At 60.3% G+C, this 13,109-nt stretch carries 13 protein-coding genes; 1 reads left to right on the forward strand and 12 read right to left on the reverse strand.

What is annotated here, in order from left to right; translation table 11 throughout:
• Positions 1-224 precede the first annotated feature (224 nt).
• From AAAX34_RS08005 to AAAX34_RS08015, 3 genes are all read right to left on the reverse strand, one after another.
• Positions 225-1,625 carry a phosphoglucomutase/phosphomannomutase family protein gene (locus tag AAAX34_RS08005; RefSeq protein ID WP_349110766.1) on the reverse strand — a complete coding sequence of 467 codons (1,401 nt, stop codon included), beginning with the start codon at positions 1,623-1,625 and terminating at the stop codon, positions 225-227.
• A 157-nt stretch (positions 1,626-1,782) separates the two neighbouring features.
• Positions 1,783-2,676, reverse strand: coding sequence for a homocysteine S-methyltransferase family protein (locus AAAX34_RS08010; protein WP_006235725.1), 894 nt, complete (start codon positions 2,674-2,676; stop codon positions 1,783-1,785).
• 10 nt (positions 2,677-2,686) lie between these two features.
• Positions 2,687-3,109, reverse strand: coding sequence for a metal-dependent transcriptional regulator (locus AAAX34_RS08015; RefSeq protein WP_040359600.1), 423 nt, complete (start codon positions 3,107-3,109; stop codon positions 2,687-2,689).
• Positions 3,110-3,229: 120 nt separating this feature from the next.
• Here AAAX34_RS08015 and pepT point away from each other — a divergent pair, with 120 nt between their 5' ends.
• The gene (gene pepT, locus AAAX34_RS08020) at positions 3,230-4,477 is read left to right on the forward strand and encodes a peptidase T (RefSeq protein WP_349110819.1); all 1,248 of its coding nucleotides are present in this window, start codon (positions 3,230-3,232) and stop codon (positions 4,475-4,477) included.
• 333 nt (positions 4,478-4,810) lie between these two features.
• Here pepT and AAAX34_RS08025 read toward each other — a convergent pair whose 3' ends face one another.
• The 9 genes from AAAX34_RS08025 to AAAX34_RS08065 form a co-directional block, all read right to left on the reverse strand.
• Complete coding sequence (locus tag AAAX34_RS08025) at positions 4,811-6,046, reverse strand: LCP family protein (RefSeq protein ID WP_349110769.1); 1,236 nt, start codon at positions 6,044-6,046, stop codon at positions 4,811-4,813.
• A gap of 12 nt (positions 6,047-6,058) precedes the next feature.
• The gene (gene murA / locus AAAX34_RS08030) at positions 6,059-7,342 is read right to left on the reverse strand and encodes a UDP-N-acetylglucosamine 1-carboxyvinyltransferase (RefSeq protein WP_349110771.1); all 1,284 of its coding nucleotides are present in this window, start codon (positions 7,340-7,342) and stop codon (positions 6,059-6,061) included.
• A gap of 88 nt (positions 7,343-7,430) precedes the next feature.
• Positions 7,431-7,823 carry an ATP synthase F1 subunit epsilon gene (gene atpC / locus AAAX34_RS08035; RefSeq protein WP_006235718.1) on the reverse strand — a complete coding sequence of 131 codons (393 nt, stop codon included), beginning with the start codon at positions 7,821-7,823 and terminating at the stop codon, positions 7,431-7,433.
• A 3-nt stretch (positions 7,824-7,826) separates the two neighbouring features.
• Positions 7,827-9,281 carry a F0F1 ATP synthase subunit beta gene (gene atpD, locus AAAX34_RS08040; protein WP_349110773.1) on the reverse strand — a complete coding sequence of 485 codons (1,455 nt, stop codon included), beginning with the start codon at positions 9,279-9,281 and terminating at the stop codon, positions 7,827-7,829.
• Positions 9,281-10,189 (reverse strand): ATP synthase F1 subunit gamma, encoded by a 909-nt coding sequence (gene atpG / locus AAAX34_RS08045; RefSeq protein ID WP_006235716.1) that lies wholly within the window; start codon positions 10,187-10,189, stop codon positions 9,281-9,283. The genes atpD and atpG overlap by 1 nt, the downstream gene beginning before the upstream one ends.
• Positions 10,190-10,194: 5 nt before the next feature.
• On the reverse strand, positions 10,195-11,793 hold the full coding sequence (gene atpA / locus AAAX34_RS08050; RefSeq protein ID WP_349110775.1) for a F0F1 ATP synthase subunit alpha: 1,599 nt from the start codon (positions 11,791-11,793) through the stop codon (positions 10,195-10,197).
• Complete coding sequence (locus tag AAAX34_RS08055; RefSeq protein WP_006235713.1) at positions 11,793-12,269, reverse strand: F0F1 ATP synthase subunit delta; 477 nt, start codon at positions 12,267-12,269, stop codon at positions 11,793-11,795. Before AAAX34_RS08055 ends, atpA begins: the two co-directional genes overlap by 1 nt.
• The gene (gene atpF / locus AAAX34_RS08060) at positions 12,259-12,861 is read right to left on the reverse strand and encodes a F0F1 ATP synthase subunit B (RefSeq protein WP_006235712.1); all 603 of its coding nucleotides are present in this window, start codon (positions 12,859-12,861) and stop codon (positions 12,259-12,261) included. Before atpF ends, AAAX34_RS08055 begins: the two co-directional genes overlap by 11 nt.
• A 15-nt stretch (positions 12,862-12,876) precedes the next feature.
• The gene (locus AAAX34_RS08065) at positions 12,877-13,071 is read right to left on the reverse strand and encodes an ATP synthase subunit C (RefSeq protein ID WP_022094262.1); all 195 of its coding nucleotides are present in this window, start codon (positions 13,069-13,071) and stop codon (positions 12,877-12,879) included.
• Positions 13,072-13,109 lie beyond the last annotated feature (38 nt).

Consider the following 13,109-nt stretch of genomic DNA (forward strand, 5'->3'; position numbering starts at 1 on the left):
AGTGAGTGTCCATCCTCGCAGTATCCGGTTCTCAAGGTGCACGCCTGCGCTGGTTCCCGGTTCCACCGGGCCGCGCGGCAAGGAGATATATTGCCAGACCGGAGGGGCCCCGTGGGCGGGAATCTGGGCGTACACATTTCCTACACATCCTGGGATTCGACTAACGTTTGCCAGCCGTTAACTACCGCTCGCCGAGCATCTCTTTATATAAGGCAGTCTCATGGTTAAGGCGGATACGTCCCCCTAGCTAAAGCACAGCCAGCATCGAGCAACTCATCGCGTTCTTCCACCGAGAACCCCTCGGCGTAGACGCGCACCACTGGTTCGGTCCCACTAGGACGGACCAGCAGCCACGTGTCATCCTCGAATGCCAAACGCAAGCCATCCATATGACTAACGTTTTGCGGCACCTTGCCACAAATCGACTTGGGGTTTACGCCCGGCAGCAGGGTTCGTAACGTTTCGGCATCTTCGGCCTCAAGGCGTAAATCGCGTCGACCGTAACTCGTCTTACCAAAACTGTCCTCGAGTTGGTCGACCAGAACGCCCAAAGGCGCGTCCGTCTTTGCCATAAGCTCACACAGAATCAGACAGGCGAGGATTCCATCGCGCTCGGGCATATGTGCGGCGATGCCGATACCACCGGCTTCTTCGCCGCCTATGAGGACGCCGCCCTTCTTCATCTCCGCCGCTATATATTTGAAACCGACTGGTTTGACGGTCACGCGGCAGCCAAGCGCCTCGGCAATGCGACGCACGAGCGTCGAGCACGAAAGATTGACGACGACGCGCCCCTCCAAATTACGAAATTGAACCAAGTCGCCCAAAACGAGCGCCATGATCTGATGCGGATGTATATATCTGCCGCGCTCGTCAACCGCGCCGATGCGGTCGGCGTCGCCGTCGGTCACCAGGCCAGCGCAAGCTCCGTCCTCGATAACCGTGCGCTCGCAAGCGTCCACCCACGGCTCAACGGGGTCGGGGCAGATATCTTCTTGGTCAGACGCCTGCCCGGCGTGAATCTCGTGCACCTCAACGCCAAGCTCGCGCAGCAAGTCGGCTAGATAGCCCTGGGCTGCGCCGCCCATGGGATCGACAACCACGCGCAGGTGCGCGGCGCGGATGGCTTCGGCATCGACAAACGATGCCACCGCCTGCATATAGTCAGGAATGATATCCGCGGTGCGATATTGCCCCTCGATCCCCATTGGCTCGGGAGCCATAGTCTCTTCGAGCTCTTCGATGACATCCTGGTTGGCGGTCGAGCCGTCACCCATGCGAATCTTGAGGCACAGATAGCCCTGCGGATGATGGGACCCCGTCACCATGAGCGCGCCGCACGCTTCACCGTCATAAGCCGCCGCCCACGTAAGGGCAGGGGTCGGGACAGGTCGCGAAGCGAGCACGGCGTCTAGCCCGTGCGCTGCTAGCACGCCCGCCGCAAGCTCAGCGAACTCGCTCGCCAGGGGCCGGGTGTCGAACCCTATATATACCGTTTTGCCCGGATTGGTCTTTTGCCACAATTCGCCGACGGCATCGGCGATACGGGCAACGTTATCGGCAGTGAAGTCCTCATCGACGCGAGCGCGCCAACCGTCAGTTCCAAAATGAATTATCGCGCACACGCGCAGACACCTCACAGTGTTTGGATCATGGTACGCATGGGGTATACCCGCAACATGCACTCGGCAACCTGCCGGCACCAGCATTCACCATTTGGGCAAATGCTGCCGAGGACATGCAAGCAATAAAAAAACCGCCCCGTATGGAGCGGTTTGCCCTTTATATATCGAGCGCCTCGGCCATCGCGGCCGTAGTGATTGCCGTGGTTCCACAGCAACTGCCCACCATTGCGGCACCGGCATGTCTCCATTCGATGCATGCGCGCGCGAAAGCTTCGGGGTTCTCGTGCCATACGGGGCCATCCTGAGTCTGGACCGGATCGCCTACGTTGGGACGCACCGTGACGGGAGTAGTCGCCGATGCAACCATCCTGGGCACCGCCGCGTTCGCGGCCGCAAGCGAACAGCAATTAACACCAACCGAATTTGCGCCGTGTTTTTCGGCGTACAAAACGGCTGCCTCGATGTTGAGGCCATCGCCCAGCAGGTCGCCTTTATCGTCAACGACAAAACTCACCAGAACAGGCATGCCGTCGGCGGCATCTCGGGCGCCGGCAAGCATGGGCTGCAGATTACGGATAGACGTCACCGTCTCGATCAGCAGACCGTCAACACCAGCATTGAGCAAGGCGTGCGCCTGTTCGCGCGCAATGCCGCGGATTTCACGATACTCGACAGAGTCCTCGGCAAACCACTCAATACCGATCGGGCCCATCGAGCCCAGCAGTAGCTGAGGGTGCGCCTGGCGGGCATCGTCGACGGCCCCGCGATTGACCTCCGCCACGGACGGCGCAATCTGGTCGTGCTTGAGGGCATAGCTCGATGCCTGAAAGGTGTTGGTAATGAGCACCTGCGCGCCGGCGGCGACATACAAGCGATGGATACGAGAAACGGTCTGCGGCTCTGCCAGATTCCAAAACGCCGGTGGAATGTCGGCGGCATCGTACTCACTCAACAGAACACTGCCCATGGGGCCCTGCGCCAACAAGGTCTCGCTCGACAAGCGGCGCGTAAGTTCCTCGGCACCAAAGCGGTTGTAATAACTCGTATCCATATATATCCCGCTATTCCTCGACGCTGATTCCCTGCTTTTCGAGATAGGCGAGCCAGCGGCTCATCGTGTCCTCGGATAGCGCATGCTCCATCATGCAGGCCTCGGAATCGGCTCGCTCAAATTCGACACCGAGCTCCTGAACCAAAAACGTGCGGATGAGGCGATGACGGTACCAGATAGCCGTGCCAACCTCGCGGCCGCGATCGGTCAGGATCACCTTGCCGTAGTGCGATTGCTCGACAAGCTCGGATGCCTTGAGCGCCGAAACCGCTTTATTGACCGATGCCTTGGAGACGCCAAGGCGCTGCGCGATGTCGACCGATCGCACGCCGTTGGTTTCCCCCTCTTCGCTTTCAATGCGAACCATGCACTCCAAGTAGTCTTCGTTCGCCACCGTCAGATGCAGTTCGCGCGAGCTATTTGTCGTATCCATGATCTTCCGTCCCTTCTGCATTCAATGGCTGATTCTACCCCATCCAAGCGTCGTGGTATGCCGTGGCATACCGTGCTAGAGTTCTTGTTGCACACGACGACCAAGATTGGAGCGGTCTTTATGGAAAACACCACCACGAGCCCCGATGTCCTCGAGCGCTTTTTGCGCTACGTCCAGATCAACACGCAGTCCGAGGATGCAAACTGTGACCAGGTACCCTCGAGCGCCGTTCAGTTTGACCTTGCCAACGTGCTGGCTGAAGAGCTGCGCGAGCTTGGTGCGGAAGATGCCCACGTGACCGAGCACGCCTATGTCTGCGCGCATATCCCCGCAAGTGCGGGCGCTGAGGACAAGCCCGCCCTGGGCCTGATCGCCCATCTCGACACCACCGAAGTTGCACCGGGTGCCGGCGTGAAGCCGCACATCGTACACTACGAAGGCGGCGACCTGGTCTGCGGCACGGTTGACGGTAAGCCCGTTGCCATGAGCACCGCCAAGCTTCCCGCCCTGAACGACCTCGCGGGTGAGGACCTGGTCTGCAGCGATGGCACCACGCTGCTGGGCGCGGACGACAAGGCAGGCGTCGCCGAGATCATGTCGCTTGTCGCGCGTATCGCTCAGGATCCCTCCCTGCCCCATCCCGCACTCGGCATTTGCTTCTGCCCTGACGAGGAGATCGGCCACGGAGCCGAGCTGTTGGATATCGATACCTTTGGCTGCAAGTACGCCTACACGGTCGACGGCGGCCCCATCGGCGAGCTGGAGTGGGAGTGCTTCAATGCCGCCGAGGTGACCGTCCGCTTTGAGGGCCAGTCCATCCACCCGGGCGACGCCAAGGGCCGTATGGTCAACGCAGGTAATCTGTTCTGCGACTTCAACGCATTGCTCCCCTACGTGCAGCGCCCGGAGTATACGGAAGGCTACGAGGGCTTTTATCACCTTGAGGGTGTATCTGCGACCGTCGATCACGCCACAGCGCGCTATATCGTCCGCGACCATGACGCCGCCAAGTTCCAGCAGAAACTCGACCTTATTGATGCCGCCGCCTCGATGCTCAACCAACGTCTGGGTGAGGAGCGCGTGACGGTCGAGATTAAGCAGCAGTATCGAAATATGGCCGAAATCGTTCGTGACTATCCCGAGCTTATTGATGTTGCCAAGGAAGCCTACCTTGCCTGCGGCGTTGAACCCCAAGTGCTGCCGATTCGCGGCGGCACCGACGGTGCACAGCTGTCGTTCCGCGGTCTGCCCTGCCCCAACCTTTCCACCGGCGGCTATTGCTACCACGGCGTCAACGAGTTTGTCCCGGTTAGTTCGCTCGTCAAGATGACCGACGTGCTCCAGGAGCTCGTCGCCCGCTTTGCATAGGGAACTCGAACAATCCAGGTAAGCAAAACCGCCCCGTCCTCAAAACCGAGAACGGGGCGGTTTTTGGTGCAAGGGGAGTAGTCAGCACCGCATAGAAGCTGGGGGCGTTCTTAAACGACTAGTCAAACAAGAACGTCCCCAATGACTACCCATGTGACAAGTGTTACGCCGATGTTTTAACACCGACAGCGAAAACCCGCCAGAGCGAGCAAGGTGCCTTGAAACGAGGCGGCATTGATCTTTTGATCATGCCGCCGAAGTTGAAAGGCAGATTGCCGCTCTGGCGGGTTTGCAGCGTCAACTGGTTACGCGGGCTGGTAAGCCCGCGTAACCCTAATAGTTAGCTTCGTAGCCGTTGCCGTCGCCGGTGGGCTCTTCGTAGTAGTCCGAATCGCTCGAATCGTTTGAGTCATCGGAATCGTCAGAGCTGACCGATGAGGTTGCAGTACCGTTTGCGTAGTCGTCAGACGTGTTGTTGTTCAGGTCGCCGATCGTAGAGCTGGAACCGTCGGAAAGACCCATGGTGTTGGGACCCTTGGGATCCTTGCCGGCATCGACGCGCTCCATCATTTCCCTGAGCTCGTCCTCGTAGACAAAGACGTAGCTCACACCGTCGATCATGGTACTGTCGTCGGCGTACGAGGGCAGGTTGGCCGAGTAGATACCGTCGACATCCATACCGCGCATGGCGTTGACCGTAGCCACGATATCCTGAACGCTCATATCGGTTACAAGCATATCGGACAGCGAATTAACCAGGCCAAAGATCTTCGTGGCATCGAAGTTATTGAGAATCTGGTTGGCAAGGGCGCCAAGCACCTGACGCTGGTGGCGCATGCGCGTGTAATCGCCGTCGGCATAGGTGTAGCGGCAGCGGGCATAGGTAAGGGCGGTGGCACCGTCCATATGCTGCTGGCCAGCGGTAATCTTAATATCCAGGTGCTCGGGGTCGTCAACATCATCGGTTGCGTTAATGTCGATACCGCCAACCGAATCAATCAGCGCCTGCATACCGTCGAAGCTGACCTCGGCATAGTGGGAAATCTGAACACCGCATAGCTCGTTGACCGCCTCGACCATGGCCTCGGCGCCGCCAACGGTATGGCAGGCGTTGATCTTCATGGTCTCGCCCTTGTACTCGACCTTGGTGTCGCGCGGAACGGAAATGAGCGTCGCCTGCTTTTGCGTGGGGTCGATGCGTGCCAGGATAATCGAGTCGGCACGATACGTATCCTCGCCCGGACGGCCGTCGGTGCCAAGAAGCAGCACGTAGAACGGATCCTTTGCCTCATCGGTGTCAACCAGAACCCGACGCAGATTGTCGGTAATGACATTAGAATCGCCGAGCTTGCCCATAATGGTGGCAAACCACAAGCCGGCAGCGGTAGTGGCACTCAGCAGCACGCCAAGCACGACAATGAGCGCGACGTGACGAATCGTGTGGCTACGACGACGTTGACGAGCGCGCTCGGAATAGCGAGCCACGTTATCGCGACTGTAGATCTTGGCCTGCGCACCAGTTGAGGGTCTTCGGGCGGTAGTATCCGCGAGGGGCTTTTTATTAAACATAGGCAACCTGTATTAGTAGATGACGGGATCGGGGACGGTAGCATGCTCGACATGCGCGCCGAGCGCCTGCAGCTTTTCGACAAACTGCTCGTAGCCGCGCTTGATGTGATGGATGGCCGAAACCTCGGTCGTCCCGTCGGCGATCAAGCCCGCTACGACGAGGGCCGCTCCGCCACGCAGATCGGGCGAGGTAACCTGTGCACCCGAGAAGCCCTTGACGCCATGAATCATGGCATGATGGCTCTCGATACGAATGTCGGCACCCATGCGCACCAGCTCAGAGGCAAACATAAAGCGATTCTCGAAGATGTTCTCGGTGATAACGGAGCTACCGTCGGCAAGGGCGGAGAGTACCATAATCTGCGCCTGCATGTCCGTCGGGAAGCCGGGGAACGGAAGCGTCTGGATGTCGACCGGCTTGATGCGCTCGGCGCGATTCACGTGAACGCCGTCGTCGGTACGCTCGCAGTCGATACCCATGAGCTCCATCTTCTTGAGCACCACGCCCAAGTGAATGGGGCAAAAGCCCGTGACATCGACACCGCGATCGTCGGCCATCAACGCACCGGCAACGATAAAGGTACCGGCCTCGATGCGGTCACCCACCACGCGATGGGTAACGGGATGGAGCTCTTCCACGCCTTCGATAGTCACGACGGGCGTACCGGCGCCAACAATCTTGGCGCCCATCTCGTTGAGCATGTTGGCGAGATCGACGATCTCGGGCTCGCGGGCGGCATTGTCGATAACCGTGGTACCCTTCGCGCGCACGGATGCCATAATGAGGTTCTCGGTCGCACCGACGCTGGCGAACTCGAGCGTGACGGTGGTACCGCGCAGACCTTGGGGCGCATTAGCGTTGATGTAGCCGTGGGCGGTATCGAACTCTACGCCCAGGGCCTCGAGACCAAGAATGTGCATATCGATCTTGCGAGCACCCAGGTTGCAGCCGCCCGGCATGGCAATCTTGGCGCGATGGAAGCGGCCCAGCAGGGGTCCCATCACGGCGGTGGAAGCACGCATCTTGGCGACGAGCTCGTAGGGGGCCTCCCAAGAATCGACCTGAGAGGTATCAATCTCGAGCGTGTGCTCGTCAAGGACATCGATTGTGGCGCCCATACCCTTGAGCACCTTGCCCATCACGTGGACATCGGAAATATCGGGCACGTTCTGCAGCGTCGTCTTGCCCGGCGCCAGAAGCGTTGCCGCCATGAGTTTGAGCGCGGAGTTCTTGGCGCCCGAAACGGGCACGGAGCCTCCGATGGCGTGGCCACCCTCAACGCGGATAATATCCAAGGTCTACCCTTTCAAAAAGCATGCCCGGGATGGCTGGGCCATCCCGGGCATGATGTGTTCGCAAATGGTCGAACGCTAAATCGTTTGACTATTGGGCAAGCTTGAGCTTACACCATGCGATTTCATTATAGAGGTAGGCGCGGCGTGCATCATCCTCCGACAAATTACCCAGCTTCTCTTCAAAACCTTGAATATCAGCTTTAAGCTTGTCGGCATCGACGGTCGCCAAATCGCAAGCGCGCTCGGCGAGAACGGTCACGACATCGTCCGCAACCTGGGCATAGCCGCCGGCCACGGCAAACGTGTGGTCGACAGTGCCCATGGCTTTATCGGAAACGCGAACGTAACCGCGGTCGATCGTGCAGATCTCGCTGGAGTGAGCAGGCAGAACGCCAAACTCGCCATCCGTGGACGGAATCGACACAAACGCAGCGTCGCCCTCATAGGCGCAGCTCACGGGGCACACGATGCGGATACGCATAACCTACTTCTCCCCCATCTTGCGGGCGCGCTCGCGCACGTCCTCAATCGTGGAAGCATAGCGGAAAGCCTGCTCGGGCAGGTCATCGGCCTTGCCGTCGACAATCTCGGCGAAAGAGCGGACGGTATCCTCGACGCGGACGTAGACACCGGGGTTGCCGGTGAACTTCTCGGCGACGTGGAAGGACTGCGAGAGGAACTGCTGAATCTTACGGGCACGGTTGACCGTAAGGCGCTGCTCCTCGGACAGCTCGTCCATACCCAGAATGGCGATGATGTCCTGAAGGTCGGAGTACTCCTGCAGGAGCTCCTGGACCTTGACGGCGACACGGTAGTGCTCCTCGCCGACGATCGAGGGATCGAGAGCGTCGGAGGAAGATGCGAGCGGGTCGATAGCCGGGAACAGGCCGAGCGACGAAATGCTACGCGAAAGAACCGTGGTGGCGTCGAGGTGCGTAAACGTCGTGGCAGGCGCCGGGTCGGTCAGGTCGTCTGCGGGGACGTAGACAGCCTGGACGGAGGTAATGGAGCCCGTCTTGGTCGAGGTAATGCGCTCCTGGAGGTCGCCCATCTCGGTTGCCAGCGTGGGCTGGTAACCAACGGCGGACGGCATACGGCCCAGCAGTGCGGAAACCTCGGAACCTGCCTGGGAGAAGCGGAAGATGTTGTCGATGAACAGCAGAACGTCCTGGCCGCGATCGCGGAAGTACTCAGCGGTGGTAAGGCCGGCCAGACTGATGCGCAGACGCGCTCCGGGCGGCTCGTTCATCTGACCATAGACCAAACAGGTCTTGTCGATAACGCCAGACTCGCTCATCTCGAGGAACAGGTCGGTGCCCTCGCGGGTACGCTCGCCGACGCCGGTGAACACCGAGGTGCCGCCATGCTCCTGGGCGAGGTTGTTGATGAGCTCCTGAATCAGAACGGTCTTGCCAACGCCGGCGCCGCCGAACAGGCCTGTCTTGCCGCCACGGATGTAGGGCTCGAGCAGGTCGACGGCCTTGATGCCGGTCTCGAAGATCTCGGTCTTGGTGGTGAGCTCGTCGAAACGGGGCGCGGCATGGTGGATGGGGTAGAACTCCTCCACCTCGGGCATGGGCTTGCCGTCGACGGGCTTGCCCATGACGTTCCAAATGCGGCCAAGCGTCTTGGGGCCGACCGGCATCTTCATGGGCTCACCGGTATCGGTGGCGATGAGGCCGCGCTGCAGGCCGTCGGTCGAGGACATGGCGACCGTGCGGACGACGCCGCCCGGAAGCTGTCTCTCGACCTCGAGGATCGTGCTCAGATGACCGATCGGGGTCTCGGCCTCGACCGTGAGCGCGTTGTAGATCGGGGGCACCGCGCCGTCAAACTTGACGTCGACGACAGGGCCGATGATTCGCACGATGCGACCATCACCGGCGGTCGTCTTCTTGGTGGCTTCCTCGACCGCAAGCTTTACGGTGTTATTAGCCATTACTGTTCCTCCAATGCTGAGGCTCCGCCGACGATCTCGTTAATCTCGGTCGTGATCGAAGCCTGGCGCACGCGACTATACGTGCGGGTAAGGGTCGAGATGATCGCGGTGGCGTTTTCCGTCGCGGAGTGCATGGCCTTGCGGCGTGCACCCTGCTCGGCAGCCGCCGAATCGATCAGGGCCTGGTAGATGACCGTCAGGATATAAGACGGCACAAGCTTGCCGAGAACATGCTCGGGAGAGGGCACGAACTCGAACGTGGACGAGATGCGCTTAGGGGCGTCGGTCTCGTTCTTACGCGGACCGTGGGCCATAGCGATCATCTCGGGGTCGAGCGGCAACAGATGCTCGACGCGAAGCTCCTGATCCACGCGGTTCTTGGCGTGGTGGTAGACAAGCTCGACACGGTCAAGCTCACCGGCACGATACGCATCGCAGATATGAGAGGAGATCATGCGGGCCTGATTGAAATCGGGCTCAGAGGAGTTGCCCTCAAAGTGCATGACGACGTTTGCGCGGTCACGGAAATACGTGGCCGGCTTACGCCCGCACGCGATGATCTCGCACTCGATGCCGTCGTTCGCCCAAGAAGCGGCGAGCTTTTCGGCCGTGCGCTCCACCGTCGTATTGAAACCGCCGGCAAGGCCGCGGTCCGAGGCAATAACGACAATCAGGCCATGCTTGACGCTCTCATGCTTCTGCAGCATGGGATCGGTGCCCGAACAGGAGGCGTCGCCGGCGACCGTCAACATGACGTCGGTCAGCGCCTCCTTATAGGGCTCGGCCTGCTTGGAGCGATCGAGGGCACGACGGATCTTGGCCGTAGAGACCATCTCCATCGTGCGCGTGATCTGCTTGGTCGTGGTAACCGAGGAGATTCGCTTCTTAATGTCGCGAAGGTTGGCCATGGGGCTTAGTTCTCCTCTGATCCAGAAGCATCCGAATGGTGCTTGGCCATGAACTGCCGCTTGAAGTCGCCGATGACGCGCAAGAGCTCGGCCTTGGTGTCATCATCGATCTTCTTGGCGCGAACCTTGTCGAGCAGCGAGCCAAAGCCATTGTCCATGTACTCGATGAGCTCGGCACGGAAAGGCAGCACGTCGGCGATCTCCAAGTCATCCAGGAAGCCTTCGTTGCCAGCGAACAGCGTGACGATCTGCTCGCCAACCTCAAACGGCTTGTAGCGCGGCTGCTTCAGGAGCTCGGTCATGCGGGCACCATGGGTCAGCTGCTTCTGAGTAGCCTCGTCGAGGTCGGAGCCAAACTGCGTAAAGCCAGCGAGCTCCTGATAGGAAGCGAGGTCCAGACGGAGGTTGCCGGCGACCTGCTTCATGGCCTTGGTCTGCGCATCGCCACCGACGCGGGACACGGAAATGCCCACGTCGACTGCCGGGCGCTGGCCCTGGAAGAAGAGCTCGGACTGCAGGTAGATCTGACCATCGGTAATGGAAATGACGTTGGTCGGAATGTAGGCCGAGACGTCGCCGTCCTGGGTCTCGATGATCGGAAGAGCCGTCATGGAGCCATAACCGTTCTTCTTGGACATCTTGACTGCACGCTCGAGCAGACGAGAGTGCAGGTAGAAGATGTCGCCAGGATAGGCCTCGCGTCCGGGCGGACGATGCAGCGTCAGCGACATCTGACGGTAGGCCACGGCCTGCTTGGACAGGTCGTCGTAGATGACGAGCACGTGGCCGCCGGGGTTGGTCTCGCTGGCGGGCTTGCCGTCCTCACCGTTGTACATGAAGAACTCGCCGATAGCGGCACCGGCCATAGGCGCGATGTACTGCATAGGGGCGGAATCGGCAGCGGTGGCCGAAACGATGATGGTGTAGTCGAGCGCGCCGTGCTGAGCGAGGGTCTCGCGGATGTTGGCAACCGTGGAGGCCTTCTGGCCGATGGCGACATAGATGCAGACCATGCCCTTGCCGCGCTGGTTGAGGATAGCGTCGATGGCGATGGCGGTCTTACCGGTCTTACGGTCGCCGATGATGAGCTCACGCTGACCGCGGCCAATAGGCACCATGGAGTCGATAGCGAGCAGACCGGTCTGAACCGGCTCACACACCGGGGTACGGTCGATGACGCCGGGGGCCTTGAACTCAATGGGGCGACGGTGCGTGGCGACGATGTCGCCCAGGCCGTCGATGGGCTGGCCGAGCGGATTGACGACGCGGCCGAGCATGGCGCGGCTCACAGGGATATCCATAATGCGGCCAGTGGTGCGGCACTCGTCGCCTTCCTTGATGGAGTCGACGGCACCAAACAGAACGGCGCCGACCTCGTCACGGTCAAGGTTCTGGGCAAGGCCGAAGACGGTCTCACCGGTATCGGAGCTCTTGAACTCCAGAAGCTCGCCTGCCATGGCGCTCTTGAGGCCGGAGACGCGCGCGATGCCGTCGCCTACCTCGTCGACCGTTGAAACCTCATGCGTATCGACCGTCGCGGAGAGGCTCGTGAGCTGCTCCTGCAGTTTCTTGGCGATATCCTGGGCATTGAGGGTTTCGGACATTAGGCTTCACCTCCGTACGAATTAGCAGAGTTTGCGAGGGTCTCCTGCGCGATGCGCAGCTGCGTCTTGACGGAAATGTCACGACGCTCGCCGCGGGCCTCGAGCACCAGGCCGCCCACGATAGACGGGTCGACCTGCTCGATAAGGAATACCTTGCGGCCGAAGTCCTGCTCGCATTTCTTAGTGATGGTTTGACGCAGCTCGTCGTCGAGCGGGATCGCCGTGGTGACGGTCACGCCCACTACATCCTCGTCTTCCTCGGCAACATACTTAAAGGCAGCTGCCACCTTGGGAAGAAGGTCGAGCTGGTCGCGCTTGGACATGGTGTCGAGCACGGCGATGATCTCGGGGCTGGCGCTAGCCAGACGCTCGATCATCTCGAGGTCCTCGAACACATGGTTCTCGGCCTTAGCGGCTTCCAGAAGGGAGCGCGCGTAGGTCTCGAGCACCTTGTCCTGATAGCGGCTAGTCGGCATTCAGGCTACCTGCTTCCTGGATGTAGCGCTCGATGAGCTTCTTCTGCTCGGCATCGTCCTCGAGTGCCTCGCCCACGATCTTGGTGGCGACGGCAACGGACAGGTCGGCGATGGAGCTCGCGGCACCGGCGTAGATGGACTTGCGCTCGTCCTCGACGGTCGTATGAGCCTTGGCGATGATCTCCTCGGCCTCCTTGTGAGCAGCCTCGATAATGCGGGCGCGCTCGGACTCGGCGTCCTTACGGGCCTCGAGAACAATGTCGGCAGCCTGACGACGGGCGTCGGTGACGATCGAGTCGGACTCAGCGCGCTTGGCGATAGCCTCCTGCTTGGTCTTCTCGGCCTCGTCGAGGCTCTCCTCAATCTTCTTGCCGCGCTCCTCCATGGTTTTCATGATGCCCGGCAGGGCGACCTTGGCCAGCACGATCCAGATAATCAGGAAGGCGATAAGCGCCGGGATGAACTCCGCCATCTTAGGGATGAGGATGTCCGCACCGGCAGCGCCGTCCTCAGCGAACGCGGAAACCGGCATGAGCAGCGCGGCCGCGGACGCGGAGAGTGCGATCGCGCTCTTCTGGGATGAAAGATTCATACTTGACGCTCCGTGCTATTTAACGATCAGCGCGACAACGAAGCCGATCAGAGCCAGAGCCTCGCCGAAGGCGGAGCCCATGATGAAGACGGTGAACACGCGGCCCTGGACCTCAGGCTGACGGGCCATAGCACCCGTAGCACCCAGAGCAGACAGGCCGATAGCAAGACCAGCGCCGATAACACCGAGACCGTAACCGATAACTCCCACGATTCCTCCTTTGTCGTGCGTGTCTTATTTCACGCAGG

This window comes from Collinsella sp. CLA-ER-H4 (genome assembly GCF_040092395.1).
Taxonomy (GTDB): Bacteria; Actinomycetota; Coriobacteriia; order Coriobacteriales; family Coriobacteriaceae; genus Collinsella.